The sequence below is a fragment of the Adlercreutzia sp. ZJ242 genome, assembly GCF_011038995.1.
Classification (GTDB): domain Bacteria; phylum Actinomycetota; class Coriobacteriia; order Coriobacteriales; family Eggerthellaceae; genus CAAEEV01.
In genome coordinates this window covers 1-14,432 of the sequence record NZ_JAAKEE010000030.1, presented here as the reverse complement: position 1 = coordinate 14,432, position 14,432 = coordinate 1, and the positions used below count along the sequence as shown (strand labels likewise).

The 14,432-nt window shown below is 67.1% G+C and carries 12 protein-coding genes and 1 pseudogene; 3 read left to right on the top strand and 10 right to left on the bottom strand.

From position 1 onward, the window contains the following. The first annotated feature begins 136 nt into the window (after nt 1-136). Nucleotides 137-1,549: an SLC13 family permease gene (locus tag G7Y49_RS07955; RefSeq protein ID WP_165172704.1), complete on the top strand. Its 1,413-nt coding sequence runs from the start codon at nt 137-139 to the stop codon at nt 1,547-1,549. Between the two features lie 184 nt (nt 1,550-1,733). On the opposite strand, the gene G7Y49_RS07950 is transcribed toward G7Y49_RS07955, so the two are convergent. Next, the gene (locus G7Y49_RS07950) at nt 1,734-2,678 is read right to left on the bottom strand and encodes a LysR family transcriptional regulator (protein ID WP_165172702.1); all 945 of its coding nucleotides are present in this window, start codon (nt 2,676-2,678) and stop codon (nt 1,734-1,736) included. 164 nt (nt 2,679-2,842) lie between these two features. Between G7Y49_RS07950 and G7Y49_RS07945 the strand changes: the two genes are divergently transcribed. Next, nucleotides 2,843-3,373: a helix-turn-helix domain-containing protein gene (locus G7Y49_RS07945; protein WP_255465928.1), complete on the top strand. Its 531-nt coding sequence runs from the start codon at nt 2,843-2,845 to the stop codon at nt 3,371-3,373. Next, nucleotides 3,307-4,218 (top strand): annotated as a pseudogene (locus G7Y49_RS07940) (IS3 family transposase); the annotation flags it as partial. The gene G7Y49_RS07945 and the pseudogene G7Y49_RS07940, both read left to right, overlap by 67 nt. Nucleotides 4,219-4,294: 76 nt before the next feature. On the opposite strand, the gene G7Y49_RS07935 reads toward G7Y49_RS07940, so the two are convergent. From G7Y49_RS07935 to G7Y49_RS07895, 9 genes are all read right to left on the bottom strand, one after another. Then, nucleotides 4,295-4,618, bottom strand: coding sequence for a 4Fe-4S dicluster domain-containing protein (locus tag G7Y49_RS07935; RefSeq protein ID WP_165172698.1), 324 nt, complete (start codon nt 4,616-4,618; stop codon nt 4,295-4,297). Nucleotides 4,619-4,633: 15 nt separating this feature from the next. Beyond that, nucleotides 4,634-6,946 (bottom strand): molybdopterin-dependent oxidoreductase, encoded by a 2,313-nt coding sequence (locus G7Y49_RS07930; protein WP_165172696.1) that lies wholly within the window; start codon nt 6,944-6,946, stop codon nt 4,634-4,636. A gap of 248 nt (nt 6,947-7,194) precedes the next feature. Beyond that, on the bottom strand, nt 7,195-8,544 hold the full coding sequence (gene purB / locus G7Y49_RS07925; RefSeq protein WP_165172694.1) for an adenylosuccinate lyase: 1,350 nt from the start codon (nt 8,542-8,544) through the stop codon (nt 7,195-7,197). A gap of 234 nt (nt 8,545-8,778) precedes the next feature. Then, the gene (locus G7Y49_RS07920; protein WP_165172692.1) at nt 8,779-9,450 is read right to left on the bottom strand and encodes a TrkA family potassium uptake protein; all 672 of its coding nucleotides are present in this window, start codon (nt 9,448-9,450) and stop codon (nt 8,779-8,781) included. A gap of 9 nt (nt 9,451-9,459) precedes the next feature. Beyond that, nucleotides 9,460-10,122 (bottom strand): TrkA family potassium uptake protein, encoded by a 663-nt coding sequence (locus G7Y49_RS07915; RefSeq protein ID WP_165172690.1) that lies wholly within the window; start codon nt 10,120-10,122, stop codon nt 9,460-9,462. 3 nt (nt 10,123-10,125) lie between these two features. Next, entirely contained in the window at nt 10,126-10,974 is an 849-nt protein-coding gene (locus G7Y49_RS07910; RefSeq protein WP_165172688.1) for a CMP-2-keto-3-deoxyoctulosonic acid synthetase, read from the bottom strand. A gap of 211 nt (nt 10,975-11,185) precedes the next feature. Then, nucleotides 11,186-12,070: a hemolysin family protein gene (locus tag G7Y49_RS07905; protein ID WP_241157336.1), complete on the bottom strand. Its 885-nt coding sequence runs from the start codon at nt 12,068-12,070 to the stop codon at nt 11,186-11,188. Between the two features lie 190 nt (nt 12,071-12,260). Next, complete coding sequence (locus tag G7Y49_RS07900; protein WP_370519629.1) at nt 12,261-13,124, bottom strand: hemolysin III family protein; 864 nt, start codon at nt 13,122-13,124, stop codon at nt 12,261-12,263. Nucleotides 13,125-13,128: 4 nt separating this feature from the next. Beyond that, nucleotides 13,129-14,432: PH domain-containing protein (locus G7Y49_RS07895; RefSeq protein WP_165172684.1), on the bottom strand; the 1,304-nt coding region annotated here is incomplete at its 5' end.

Below are 14,432 nucleotides of genomic sequence, written 5' to 3'. Positions count from 1 at the left end.
TCCGCAGATTCCCCCTTGACATACGTATTTGTCGCATACTCGCCCAGGCCCGTAGAATGGCGCCGTGAAGGGGGCAATTCGCAGGGGATCAGTCGAGTTTGCCGTCTTGGAAAAGGCTTTCGAAGAAGGGGGAAGTATGGAAAGCACTAACGTATCGCTCGTCAAGAGGCTCATCGGCATAGGCATCGCCTTAGCCTGCATCTCAGTCTCCTACCTCATACCCGGGACCGAGGCCCTCGGGCATGAGGGCATCGTCACGCTCGGCCTCCTGCTGGCCCTCGTGGCCCTCTGGGTGACCTCGGCCATTCCGCTGGGCGCCACCGCCGTGCTCATCGCCGTGCTCATGTTCCTGCTCGGCGCCGTCGACAACCTGGGGAAGGCCATCATGGGCTTCGCAAGCCCTGCGCTCTTCTTCATCATCGCCGTGTTCGCGCTGCCCGTCATCATGCTGAAGACCAAGTGGGGCATCCGGCTCATCAACGCGCTTCTGAAGTGGACCGGCTCGAACTCCCGCAAGCTGGTCTTGGGCTTCATGATCGCCACCACGCTGGTGTCCACCGTCATGTCCGACGTTCCCACCACCGTGCTGTTCCTGGGCTTCGCGCTCACCATCCTGAAGGCGGCGAACGCCAAGCCCGGCAAGTCGAACCTCGGCAAGTGCCTCATGATCGGCATCCCCATCGCGGCCGTCACGGGCGGCGTCGCCACGCCGGCCGGCAGCTCCTTCAACGTCGTCGCCATGAACATCCTCCAGCAGGTGACGGGGACCTCCATCACGTTCCTCGACTGGCTCATCGTGGGCCTGCCCATCGCCATCATCATGACGCCCATCACCTGGTTCTTCATCACCCAGCTCATCAAGCCCGAGCCCATCGACGACTCCTGCCTCCAGGACATCCGCGACGAGGCCGCCGAGGCCAAGACCGTGTCTCCCTATGAGATCAAGGCCCTCACCATCATCCTCATGCTGGTCGTCCTCTGGATCGTGGGCAACTGGGTGCCCGTGTTCAACGCCACCGTCGTCGCCGTCCTCGGCCTGGTCGTCATGTTCCTCCCGGGCATGAACCTGCTGACGTGGAAGGAATTCCAGGATGCCGTGCCGTGGGGCATCGTGCTCATGTGCGGCACCATCATGTCCATCGGCGACGTGGTCACCGCCACCGGCGGCGCCAAGTTCCTGGCTGACGCCTTCATGGCGAGCGGCGTCCTGAGCCTCGGCTTCCTCGCCACCATGGCCATCCTCCTGGCGTTCGCCTACATCCTGCACACCGTCTGCCCCGTGGGCGTTGCCATCCTCGGCATCTTCCTGCCCATCTTCATCCAGATCTGCGCAGGCTTCGGCGTCTCGGCCGCCGTGCCCACCATCTCGCTCGCCATCGTGGTCGCCGGCAACTACCTGATGCCCGTCAACCCGACCGTCATGCTGACCTACGGCGAGGGCTACTACTCCTTCGGCGACATGTTCAAGACCGGCCTCGTCCCGGCCATCGCGCTGATCGCCGTCATGACGCTGTGGGTGCCCTTCATCGTGGGAATCCTCGGCGTCTAGCGAGACAGGCGCAGCGAAGCGCCTTCGAGCTGGAGGGGGGCCGGCCCGAAGGGAGAGGGGGCCGCGGCGGAAGACGATTCCGCTGCGGCCCCCTTCTGTTGTTGGGAGCGCAAGGTCGCGGGAGGGCTGGGCGCGCGGGGGTGCCTCGCGGCTGGCGGCGGGAGGGCGCGGCGGGCGCCTCCCCTCACGCGAAGGGCAGCGCGTCGGCGCCGTCCCGCGACAGGAAGTCGGCCTTCGTGAAGCGGCGCGTGGCGCTCTTCACGAAGTCGGCGAACGCCACCACGAGCTCCGTCTCCTTCGACTTCTTCCACACCGGCCCCGCGACCAGGTCGAGCCCGTCGCCCTCGATGCGCGCGAACGCGAGGTTGTTCCCGCCGTACACGCTCAGGTGGTCGGGCGTGATCGCCACCTGGTTCGAGGCGACGAGCGTCGCCATGAGCGCCGCGGCGTCGGATATCGCGTCGTTCACGCGCACGTCGACGCCCGCCTTCCGCAGCTTCACGCTCAGCTGGGCGAGCGTGTTGTGGGCGCTGCTGAAGCGCGGCATCACCACCACCTCGCCCCGCAAATCGTCGATGGTCACGCTCGCGCGCTGCGCGAGCCGGTGCGTCTTCGGCGCGGCGAGCTTGTAGCTGTCGGCGTAGAGGCGCCGGCACGCGTACTTCCCGCCGAGCACCCCCTCCGAGAACAGCGTGAAGGCGACGTCGACGTTGTTGTCGGCGAGCTCCCTCGTCAGCTCGCCGATCTCGAGCGTGCGGAAGCTGAAGCTCACGTCGGGGCGGACGTCGCGGAACATCCGGCACGCCACGGGGAGGAACGACCCGTACGAGCCCAGGAGGAAGCCGACGCGCATGACCGAGGAGGCGCTGTCGCAGAAGAGCCCGATGCGGCTTATGGCCGTCTCGTAGTCGGCGATGATCTTGCCGGCGTCCTCGCAGAACAGCGCGCCCACCTCCGTCAGGCGCACCGAGTGGCTGTCGCGCACGAGCAGGCGCACGCCGAGCTCCTTCTCCAAGTTGGATATGTGGCTGCTCAGCGCCGACTGCGCCATGTACAGGCTGCGCGCCGTCTCGGTGAAGCTCAGGTTGGATGCAAGCAGGAGGAACTCGTAGAGCGTTTCGATGCGCATGTCGGGCCTCCTCGGAAGGGCCTCCTCGAAAGGGTCTCTCCCGCCATTATAGCCTCCGCGCATGAGGCGAGGCAGGGGGCGAGGCGGGAGGCGTAAAAGGAGCGAAAAAGAAGGGCGCCCGCGCGGCCGAAAGTGAACCGCCTCCCATTTCTTGGACATGAGAAATGGGAGGCTTTTCTATGTCTGGAAGACCTTTGTACGATATCGCCGTCAGGAGACGAGCGGTTGAACTCTACGAGGAGGGTTGGGGCCGCGACGTGATCTCGCGCCTGCTCGACGTTCCCGAGGGAACCGTGAGAAAATGGCTGGACACCTACAGGTCCGTCGGCATGGGAGCTCTGGCCGCTATGGGAGCAAAGAAGACGGCATATTCGTTCGAGACCAAGGTGGCCGCCGCGAGGGCGGTCGCGGACGAGGGCGCGACCGTGCCCGAGGCCATGGCCAGGTTCGGGATCGCCTCGACCAGCCCCCTGCGGAAGTGGGTGCGGGCCTATCGGGAAGGCGGGCCGGAGGCCCTGAGGCCCAAGCCCAAGGGAAGGCCGAGGGGCGCAGGCGCGGCCCCCGGGAAGATGACGCGCGAGCAGGAGCTCGAGCGGAAGGTCCGGAAGCTCGAGGCCGAGAACGCCTACCTAAAAAAATCGATCGCCCTGAAGGCGGAGAAGCGCTCTCGAACCGCGAGAAGGCAGCGGTCGTGAGCGAGCTTTCAGGGCTGTACCCCCTTTCCGACCTGCTGGGAGCGGCTCGGCTGCCCAGATCCAGCTACTACTACGCCTTGGCGCACCCCAAAGCGCCCACGCGCCCCGAGCTCTGGGAGGCCGTCGCCGACATCTTCTCGCGAACCGCCAACGGATGCGGCCATCGCCAGATAGCCATGTGCCTGCGCGCCGAGCAGGGGGCGACCATCGCCGACAAGACGGTGCTGAAGATCATGCATGAGATGGGAATAAGCTGCGGAATCCGCCGCGAGACCGACTACCACAGATACAACTCGTATAAAGGAAGGGTCGGAAAGACCTTCGAGAACGTCATCGGACGCGACTTCGGGGCCGATGGCCCTTGGGAGAAGATGGGCACCGACGTCACCGAGTTCAAGCAGCCCTGGGGAAAGGCCTACTTCGCCCCAGTCTACGACTTCGCCAGCAAGGAGATCGTCGCCTGGTCCACGTCATTGCATCCGAACATGGCCCAGCAGCACGAGCTGCTCGACCAGCTCCTGGCGAAGATGCCCGAGGGATCGGCTCCCATCCTGCACTCCGACATGGGCTGGCAGTACCAGCAGCCCGGTTGGTGCGGGCGGCTGGAGAAGGCCGGAATGATCCAGAGCATGTCGCGCAAGGGAAACTGCATCGACAACGGGGCGACGGAGCAGGTGTTCGGTCACATGAAAGACGAGTTCTTCAAAGGCCGGACATGGGCCAGCTTCGAAGGCTTCAAGCACGACCTCGACGCATACGTCGTTCATTGGAACACGAGGAGGAGACAGGTTAAACTGAAGGGACTGACCCCGGAGGAGTTCCGGAATCAGTCCCTTGCAGCTTAGTCCTTATTGGCCCGTCCAAGAACTGGGATGCAGTTCAAAGCCCCGCGGGCGCCCTCTGCGGCGCGTGGCGCGTCCGCTAGGAGAACATCACGACCTTCTGCTTCTTCATGAGCTCGGTGAACTCCTCCTGCGCGCCGATGTGCAGGCACCCCGCCTGGCAGTGCTGCACGCAGGTGGGCAGCTTGCCGGCGGCCTGGCGCTCGGCGCAGCGGTCGCAGCGGTCCGTGGGGATCGGCAGGAACTCGTACTGCCAGCGCGTCTCGGACAGCTGGTCGGGGCCGATCTGGGTGAGCTTGATGCCGAACTTGTCAGGGCTGAGCCCGTGCTCCTGCTGGCAGGCGATCTCGCAAGAATGGCAGCCCGAGCAGAACTCGTAGTCGACGACGATCACTTGTCTCATGGTAACCCTCCCCTTCTATTCCTCTACCTTGCTGATGGCGCACAGCTGGGACTTGTACGAGGCGCCGAGGCCCACCTTGCCCGGGCGCATGGGAACCAGCTTGTTGATGTTGGACTCCATGACGCCGAAGAGCGTCCCGTCCTCGGGGTCGCGCTCGGGGAACCACCACGCGTGGTCGGCCGAGACCGTGTCCTTGCGGATGCGCACCGTGAGCTTCGCCTTCTGCCGACACGAGCCGAAGTTGTTCTCGACCTTCACCCAGTCGCCCTCGGCGATGCCGTGGCGCGCGGCCGTCTCGGGGTGGATGAGGATGGTGGGGTCGGGGTGAATGCTGCGCATGGAGGCCGACTGGCGGTGCTCCGAGTGGAAGAAGCCCCAGATGCGCGCGCCCGTGGTGAGCACGAGCGGGTACTTCTCGGCCAGGTCGGGGCGCGAGACGGGGCTCTCGGGCGGCTCCTCGTACGTCGCCAGCGGCGAGAGGCCGAAGTGCAGCATCTCGGGGCAGTAGAAGTTGTAGCGCCCCGTCGACGTGGCGAAGCCCACCTCGCCCTTGCGGCGCAGCAGGCCCTTCTCGTACTTGCGGTACTCGAACTCGGGATAGGCCCAGGTGCGTTCGCGCAGCGACTCGTAGGTGAAGCCCGTGTTGCGCAGCAGGTAGTCGTAGAACCCCTGCTCGTCGTCCCACTGCTTGTACTCGTCGGAGGTGAAGCGGCTTCCCACCTCGTAGATGATGCGCTGGTCGGATCGGCACTCGCCGAGGGGCTCCACCGCCTGGGCGATCGCGCCGAGGGCGTAGGGCTGATGCCCCGTGATGCCGAGGCGCTCCGCGAAGCACGCGGCCGGCAAGAGCACGTCGGCGCACGCGAGCGCCGTCGGCGTGAGGAACAGGTCGACCACCACGTTGAAGTCGGTGCCCTGGAGCGCGGGAAGGATGCGCTGGGGCTGCGCGCCCATGCAGGCGATGGCGTTGTTCTGCATCATGAACATCGCCTTGATGGGATAGGGCTCGCCGGTCTCGAGGGCCTCGAGCAGCATGTCGGGGCTGATGGCGTCCATGGCCTTCAGCGCCGGGTACTTGCCGTTCATCGTCTTGTCCGCGGCGGCGACAGGGGCCGAGCACGCGCGCCACACCTTCTCGCTGGGCATCCACGTCACGCTCATGTCGAACGTCGGGCGCGCGGCCACCATGGTGCCGGGCTTCTCGAAGTTGCCCGTGAGCGCCATGAGGTCGAAGCACGCCATGCCCGTGATGAAGCCCTCGGAGGTATGGTCCATGGCCACGCCCCACTGCAGGCACGCCGACTTCGCGCTGCCGATGCAGCGGGCCGCCTTGACCACGAGCTCCTCGGGCACGCCGCAGGTCTCGGCGGCGAACGCGGCCGTGTAGGGCCTCACGTGCTCCTTGAACTCGTTGAAGCCGTAGCACCACAGGTCGACGAACTCCTTGTCCTCGAGGCCCTCCTCGATGATGACGTTGCACAGCGCGAGCGCGAGCGCCGCGTCGGTGCCGGGGCGGAGCTGCAGGAACACCTCGGCCTTGCCCGCCACCCAGGTGAGCACGGGGTCCATCACGATGAGCTTGCTGCCGCGCTTCATGCTCTCGACCACCCAGTGGCCCAGCGTGCCGTCCGAGTTGGCCACCACCGGGTTGTTGCCCCAGATGAGGATGTACTCGGGCGCCTCCCAGCGCGGGTCGTCGTAGCGGTCGGGGAAGAACTGCGAGTAGTCGCACACGAACAGCCCGCCCGCCTTGAGGGCCGTGCTGAAGATGCGCGGGGCGTAGCACGCCTGGCCCGACAGGAAGCCGGTGCCGTAGTTTGGCGTGCCGAGGTACTGGGCCATGAGCGGGCCGTAGCCGTTGATGTCGCGGCCCGTGCCCTGCGTCACCCAGATGGACTCGGGGCCGTACGTCTCCGCGACCTTCTTCATCTCCCGCTCGATGATGTCGTAGGCTTCCTCCCAGCTGATACGCTCGAAGGTGTTCTTGCCGCGGTCCTCGCGGGCGCGCTTCAGGGGATGGCGCAGGCGGTCCTCATGGTAGAGCATCTCCTTGAACGCCAGGCAGCGCGGGCACAGGCGCCCCTGGTTGTACGGGTTCTCCGGGTCGCCCTCGATCTTCTCGAGCACGCCGTCTCTCACGTACATGAGGATGCCGCAGTTGTCGTGGCATCCCGGGCCGGAGCGCGCGTTGGAGCGGATGACGGTGCAGCCGTCTTCCTCCCACGTCCACTTCCTGCCCGCCGGGTCATCCTGCGTCTTGGGATAAGGAGCGCCAGCCCCTTCGGCCCTCTGCGCCTCAAGCTGCGCGCGATCTTGCCTCTCGTCCATGGAAACCCCTCTCGCTCTTAGGGCGAACACTGTGACCTGATTATAGAATCCGCAGATCAGAGCGTGCATTTTGATTATCAGATCGGCTATCGCGCAATCCGATAGCCGATCGGGGCAAGGGGTCGGGGCGAAGGGAAGGCAGAGCCGCCGAAGCGGCCCGAGAGAAGGGCGTGGCCCCAGGGCAGCGCCAAGCTGCCCCGGGGCCACGCCGAGACCATGCCGGGCTTGGGGCCGGGTTTGGGGCTGGGCTAGAACTCCAGGCCCTCGAGGCGCTCGAACACCTCGTCCTTGCGCGTGAGGAAGTCCCACGGGTCGAAGATCTCGTCGAGCTTCTCCGGCGGAAGCGCGGACGCGGCCTCCTCGTCGGCCTCGAGGCGCTCGCGGTACGTGGGCCCGTCAACCGCGTTCTGGATGTCCTCCCACACCTTCATGGCGTTGCGCTGCACGATGACGTAGGCGTCCTCGCGGCTGATCCCCGTGTCCACCAGCGCGAGCAGCACCTTCGAGCTGAAGATGAGGCCGCGCGTGCGCCACAGGTTCTGCTCCATCTTGGCCGGGTAGGTCTGCAGGCCGTCGAGCATCCACTGCATCTTGCCGAACATGTAGTCGAGCGCCGTGAAGCTGTCGGCCAGAGCCACGCGCTCGGCGCCCGAGTGCGAGATGTCGCGCTCGAACCACAGCGCCACGTTGTCGAGCGCCACCTGCGCGTTCGACTTCACCACGCGCGACAGGCCGCACACGCGCTCGGCCGTGATGGGGTTGCGCTTGTGGGGCATGGCGGACGAGCCCTTCTGGCCCTTCGTGAACGGCTCCTCGGCCTCGATCACGTCGGACTGCTGCAGCAGGCGCACCTGCATGGCGATGGACTCCAGCGTGGAGGCGCACACGGCGAGCGCCGTCATGACCTGCGCGTGGCGGTCGCGCGCGAGCACCTGGGTGGACAGCGGGTCGGGAGAGAGGCCCATCTTCTCGCACACGTAGCGCTCCACGAACGGGTCGATGCTCGAGTACGTGCCCACCGCGCCCGAGATCGCGCCCGTGGCGGCCACCTCGCGCGCCTGCTCCATGCGCACCTGCGCGCGGTGCAGCGCCCACGCCCAGCTGCCGAACTTCATGCCGAAGGTCATGGGCTCGGCGTGGATGCCGTGCGTGCGGCCCACGCAGAGCGTCTCCTTGAACTCGAACGCGCGGCGCTTGCACGTCTCGCCCAGCTTCCTGATGTCGGCCAGGATGATGTCGATGGCCTGCGTGATCTGGTAGCTGAGCGCCGTGTCGCCCAGATCCGACGAGGTCATGCCGTAGTGCACCCAGCGGCTCGGCGGCTCGGCGCCCTCGGGCACCTCGGCGTCGATGTACTTCGCCATGCACGTGGTGAAGGCGATGACGTCGTGGTTCGTGACCTTCTCGATCTCGTCGATCTCGGCCACCGTGAAGTCGGCATGCGCGCGGATCCACGCGGCCTCCTCCTTCGTGATGCCCGAAACCCCCAGCTCGGCCTGCGCCTCGCAGGCCAGGACCTCGATCTCCTTCCAGATGGCGAACTTGTTCTCAAGCTCCCAGATGCGGCCCATCTCCGGGCGCGTGTAACGATTGATCATGCCGAGCCTTCCTCTCGTTTCCTGCAGGTTAGAGCATAGCAGATCGCAGCGCGCTCGCGCTGCCGAGAACGGCGTGCGCCGCGGACGGGAACGGGATGCCGCCGCCTGCGGGCGGGAACGGCTCGCGCCGCCTGCGAACAAAGGATGCGGGGGTGCGCCACTTGCGGGTAAGGGCGGGCGGGCGCTACCTGCGGGCGAGGGCGGGATGCCGCCGCCTGCGGGCGGCGCGGAGGGCTAAAGCCCCCTGAACACGTCGCGCACCTCGTCGATGACGTCTTTGTTGGCGACCACGATCACCTTGTCGCCGGGATAGGCCGTGATGTTGTCGCTGGCCACCACCACGTCGTCCTTGGTGGTCACGGCCACGATGAGCGCGTTGTCGGGCAGCGGGATGTCGTCGATCTCGATGCCGTCTTCGTTGGAGTGGTGCCGCATGCGCGGGACCACCAGCTCGGCGAGCCCCACGTCGCCGTGCGTCAGCGACGACACGATTGACACCGAGCCCAGGAGCGCCTCCTCCTCGATGAGGTTCGCGATCAGCGTGGTCGACGACACGCACTCGATGCCCACCTTGCGGAAGATGCGCAGGTTCTTCGGGCTGTTCACGCGGGCGATCACGCGCGACACGTGGAACACGCGCTGGGCGATCTCGCACGCCACCAGGTTGTTGTCGTCCTGGCCGGTGGTGGCCACGAACACGTCGGCGCGGCGGATGCCCGCGTCCTCCTGGAAGCGCGAGTCGCACCCGTCGCCGTGGATGACCAGGTAGTCGCCCTCGAGCATGACCGACAGCGCGTCAGCCGCCTGCAGGTTCTCCTCGATGACGGCCACCTCGTTGCCGCTTGCCAGCAGGACCGAGGCCAGATACGACCCCACCTTGCCGCCGCCTGCGATGACGATGAACATCAGCTCCCCCTAACCTTGGATGTAGCGCGAGAAGGAGGGGATCAGGTCGTGGCGCACGCAGGCGAGCACGGTGTCGCCGTTGTAGAGCACCGAGTCGCTCGTGGGGATGGACGAGGCCGAGCCGTCGCCGCGCTCGAAGGCCACGATGCGCACCTCGTGGTCACGCTCGAGCTCGGACACGCGGATGGTCCTCTTGTTCTCGCGGCTCGACAAGTCGAGCGAGAACTGGAGCACCTCGCACTCGCCGAACGAGTCCACGTGCGCGCCGTGGCCCGCCACCACCTTCGAGAACACGTCCTCGGCCACGAGCGACGTGCCGCACACGTAGTCGATGCCGAGCTGCATGTAGGCGCGCTCGTGGTCGGGGTTGTACAGACGGGCGATCACGTGGGGGACGTCGAACAGGCGGCTGGCCACCTCGGCGCACATGAGGTTCGCGTTGTCATACTGCGTGACGGCCGCGAGCACGTCGCACTCCTCCACGCCCGCGCGTATGAGCACGTCCTCGTCGAAGCCGACGCCCTGCACGGTGGAGCCGTTGAAGTTGCGGCCGAGGTTCGCGAACGAGTCGGCGTTGCGGTCGATGCAGCACACGTTGCTGCCGTTGTCGGAAAGCATGTTTGCCAGCTGGGAGCCTACGCGGCCGCATCCAACTACGATGACGTTGCTCATGGGTTAGATCTTAGCCATCTCGTTGACGGTCTTGGCGTACCAGTCCAGATACGTGGGCGGGCAGTACTTCTTGGCGTTCGCCACGCTGATGCTGTAGCCGTAGCCGCTCGCCAGCCCCGCGACATGCGCGTTGATGGCCTCTTCCCAGCTCGACCAGCTCTCGGCCATCCAGCCCCACGCGTTGTAGGCGCGGAAGCAGTGGCGGCCCTTGGTGCTCTCGGTGTTCGAGATGGCCGGCGACCAGCGCGGGTCGACGCCGTTCTCCCAGGCGGCCTCGGCGAACACGCTGCCGTAGCCCGCCAGCGGCGAGCCGTGCAGGTACGCGTCGATGCGGACGGTCCACTCGGCCACGAAGGCGGCCTTGCCGCAGGTGAAGTCGACGTCGGGAAGAACGGGCGCCTCGATGGCAGCGGCGGCGGCCTTCGCGGCGGCGGCGACGGCGATGTGGCGCTGCTCCTCGGCGCGGGCGGCCTCCTCGGCGGCGATGCGGGCGGCCTCCTCCTCGGCGGCGATCTCCTGGAAGCCCTTCGACACGTCGCGCTTGGCGGCGCTCTCCAGGACGAGGCCCTCGGACACGTCGCCGTATGCGGCGGACCCCGAGGTGAACGTGGTAGAGGAAACGCCGCCCGAAGCAGGCGCGGGGGCGGCGGAGGTGGTGGGGCTTGCGTAAGCGGAAGGCGTGGCGGAAGCGGCGGCGGAGAGCCCGAACTCGGCGACCTCGGTGCGGGAGGAGCTCCCCGCCGAGGCGACGCCGAACGTCACGCAGCTGACGGCGATCACCGAGGCGCAGGCGACGGCCGCGAAGCGCGCAGCGAGTCCCCTGTTCGTCGCGGTATGTCGTCTCGTCGCCAAACCCAGCCTTTCCAACGCGCACTCAGACGAGCCGCCTTGGCGGTGACAGCATGCTGGGTTGTGGGTGAATTTGCTGCCGAACGGCTCGATATGCGATTTTTGCTTCGGCCATTTTACCGTAGCGAGCGCCCCGAAGGCAAAAAACCGCCGCCCGCCCTCCACGTTTTGTTCGCTTGACAAACGTCAGGCCAACCAAAACCGCAGGTGAGAGCTACTGTGCATGCCTTATGTTCGCTTTTTCCTCCACAACTGGCTCTCCACAAACGCGCTCGACGCGCACCCAGGATATGCGCGACCGGCGCATCTTCTCGATCTTGAACAAGTAGCCCTCCACGTCGATCACGTCGCCGGCCTGGGGGACGGAGTCGAGCACGCCCATGAGCCAGCCCGCGAGCGTCTCGTAGTCGCACGACTTGGCCACCGGCCAGCCCAGCTCGAGCGCCCGCTCCACGGGGAGGCGCCCGTCGGCGCGCCACGCCTGCGGGCCGATCTTCGCCACCAGCTTGTGACCGCGGTCGCGGTCCGTCTCGTCGTTGATCTCGCCGACGATCTCCTCAACGATGTCCTCGACGGTGACGAGGCCGGCCGTCCCGCCGTACTCGTCGACCACGATGGCTATCTGCTGGCCGGCGTCCTGCATCTCGCCGAGCAGCGGGATGACGTCCTTCGTCTCGGGGACGAACAAAGGGTCGTACATGAACCGGGTGACCGGCTCGTCGATGCGGCCGTCCATCAAGGGCCCGATCAGGTCCTTGAAGTGCACGATGCCCTCGATGCCGTCGATGTCGTCGTGGTACACCGGCAGGCGCGAGAACCCCGTGCCGCGCATGCGCTCGAGCGCGGCGCGCCCCGTCTCGACGTCCTCCACCAGGATCATGTCGACGCGCGGCTTCATGATCTCGCGCACGGACGTGTCGCTCAGGTCCAGGATGTCGTGGATCATGCGCTTCTCGGCGGCCTCGAGCTCCTCGGCGTCGGCCACCATGTCCTTGATCTCATCTTCCGACGCCGACTCGCGACGCCCCATGCCGAAGATGCCGAAGATCCCCGACCGCTCCCTCTTCTCCCTGCCTTCTCTGTCAGATGCCTTGTCCATGTTCGTTTCTTCTTCTTGCCTTACCTTGCTTGACTCGCTTGCTTCTCGCCTTCTACGCCTCACGTGCCCCACGCGCTTGCGGCCTGTCGCCCCTGCGCGCCTCATGCGCTTGCGCGCGCTTCCTTCGCGCTGGATCTCGCTCCAATGTCTACGTCACGCTCTTCCCCTTCGCGCCCGACCACCAGCCTCGCTAGATGACGAACAGGATCACGGAAAGGAACTGCAGGACGCTTCCCGCCAGCACGAACACGTGGAACACCGAGTGCATGTAGGGCACCTTCTTCAGGAGGTAGAACGCCGCGCCCACGGTGTAGCTGACGCCGCCCGCGGCGAGGAGCCAGAAGCCCGGCGCGGGCAGAAGCTCGAACAGCTGCGGGAGGAACGCCACCACGCACCAGCCCATGAGCACGTAGATGACCGCCGACACCCAGCGCGGGCGGAACGTCCAGAACGCCTCGCACGCGACGCCTATGAGCGCCGCGGCCCACACGAACGCCGCCAGCCAGATGCCGCCGGCGTCGCCGAGCGTGATGAGGCAGTACGGGGTGTAGGAGCCCGCGATGAGCAGGTAGATGCAGCTGTGGTCGAGCACCTTGAACACGCGCTTGGCGCCGTCGTGGGCGATGGCGTGGTACAGCGTCGACATGAGGTACTCCACCAGAAGCGAGATGCCGTAGACGAGCGCCGCGAACAGGTGGATGCCCGCGCCCGAGCCCACCGCCTTCACGATGAGCAGCACGAGCGCCGCGATGGCGAGCGCCGCGCCGATGCCGTGCGTGATGGAGTTGGCGACCTCCTCGCCGAGCGTGTACTCGCGCACGACGCGCTTCTTGCCGTGCCGGGAGACCGCCGACATGCCGGACGCGGCAGAGGCGGCGCCGGGGGCTCCGGGGGCTCCGGGGGCGGCGCCAAAGGCTTCGGAGGCGGCGCCTTCGCCCGCGGGGCGGACGATCAGGGGCGCGGCGCCCGAGAGGCCGAACGAGCGGCCCCGGCGGCCCTTCTCCGAGGGCCTGCCTGCCGGTGCTTCATGTTGTGATGAGCGGCTTTTGTCCATAGGCTCACTGTAGCACATTTCCGCGCGGCTTCACCCAGCCAAGCCACGTGCAAGCGTCTTGTTCGCTCACGTCGATGAGGCGCATGGTGGTGCCGCCGACGCCCGCGGCGGTGCGCACGGCCAGGGTGGCGGTGCGCGCCCGGCGCTGGAAGGGGTTCGTGCGCGTATAGCCATACTGGATCTTCTGGCGCGGGAAGCTCATCGTCTCGCGCGAGAAGCCGCCGATGCTCATCTGCATGAAGCGCTCGTTGTAGGCGAAGCTCGACTCGCGGAACCACAGCACGCTGCCCACCGCGTCGAGCACGAGCAGGATGGCGGCGAGCACGTAGAACGCGGCGGCGCCCGCGTTGAGGTAGCCGAGCGCGACCTGGCCGCCCACGAGGTCCAGCTCGAAGGCGCTCGCCACGCCCGCCGGGCCCGCGACGACGTTCAGGAGCAGCTGGAGCACCGCCACGCACACCGCCAGCCAGAAGCCCGCGCCTTGGAGCACGCAGCGGCGGATGACCGCGCGGCGCAGCGCCACGGGGGCCACCGGGACCGCGTCCGTGGGCAGGTCGGCGTACTCGGGGATGATGCCCGCGAGGATCTCGGGCACGCGGGAGACCTTCACGAAGGGATGGATGACCAGGCCGCGCGCGTTGAGCGCGCTCTTCTGGGAGGCGTCCTCGCCCTCGGCGGCCGCGTCGATCTTGCCGAGCGAGACCTCGCAGTAGCCCAGGATGCGGCGGATGAAGGTCTGCTTGACCACCACCGCCTGCACGCGGTCGATGTCGACGCCCTGGAACACGTGCTGCAGAAGGCCGCGCTCCACCTCGATGCGGTTGTCGCGCCGGCGCGCGCGGAAGCCGCCGTAGCTGATGCACGAGCCCACGCCCGACAGCAGCCACAGCACGAGGATGCCCACGAGGAAGGCGGCCACGCCCGCGGCCACGGCGCCGCCGACCACGTCGGCGGCCGCCTGGGCAGCGGCCTGGGTGGCGAGGCCCTCGACGAACGAGCTGCTCGTGCGCGGGAAGAGGCTGAAGAGCACGTCGACGAGCTGACCTGCGATGCCGAGCACGCCGATGACGATGATGACGAACGCCGTGTTGTTGGACAAGCCCGTGAGCAGGAGCTCCTTGTTGGTGAGGCCGTACTCGTAGGTGACGCGCCCCGTGTCGAGCTCCGCGCCCGCGAACAGGCCGCCGACGTCCTGCCAGACGGCCGCGCCCGCGTCGAGCACGTTGCCGGAGGCGGGGGCGACGCGGGCCGGCGCCGCGCCGGGAACGGGGACCGCGGGGGTCGCGGCGGCGGCTGGCGGCACGGCAC

What these genes read in the sequence shown, in the direction of transcription:
- G7Y49_RS07945 (WP_255465928.1), top strand. Translation starts at nt 2,843, where the DNA reads ATGGGAGGCTTTTCTATGTCTGGAAGACCTTTGTACGATATCGCCGTC.
- G7Y49_RS07900 (WP_370519629.1), bottom strand. Translation starts at nt 13,124, where the DNA reads ATGGACAAAAGCCGCTCATCACAACATGAAGCACCGGCAGGCAGGCCC.
- G7Y49_RS07935 (WP_165172698.1), bottom strand. Translation starts at nt 4,618, where the DNA reads ATGAGACAAGTGATCGTCGTCGACTACGAGTTCTGCTCGGGCTGCCAT.
- G7Y49_RS07955 (WP_165172704.1), top strand. Translation starts at nt 137, where the DNA reads ATGGAAAGCACTAACGTATCGCTCGTCAAGAGGCTCATCGGCATAGGC.
- G7Y49_RS07950 (WP_165172702.1), bottom strand. Translation starts at nt 2,678, where the DNA reads ATGCGCATCGAAACGCTCTACGAGTTCCTCCTGCTTGCATCCAACCTG.
- G7Y49_RS07920 (WP_165172692.1), bottom strand. Translation starts at nt 9,450, where the DNA reads ATGTTCATCGTCATCGCAGGCGGCGGCAAGGTGGGGTCGTATCTGGCC.
- G7Y49_RS07905 (WP_241157336.1), bottom strand. Translation starts at nt 12,070, where the DNA reads ATGGACAAGGCATCTGACAGAGAAGGCAGGGAGAAGAGGGAGCGGTCG.
- purB (WP_165172694.1), bottom strand. Translation starts at nt 8,544, where the DNA reads ATGATCAATCGTTACACGCGCCCGGAGATGGGCCGCATCTGGGAGCTT.
- G7Y49_RS07915 (WP_165172690.1), bottom strand. Translation starts at nt 10,122, where the DNA reads ATGAGCAACGTCATCGTAGTTGGATGCGGCCGCGTAGGCTCCCAGCTG.
- G7Y49_RS07930 (WP_165172696.1), bottom strand. Translation starts at nt 6,946, where the DNA reads ATGGACGAGAGGCAAGATCGCGCGCAGCTTGAGGCGCAGAGGGCCGAA.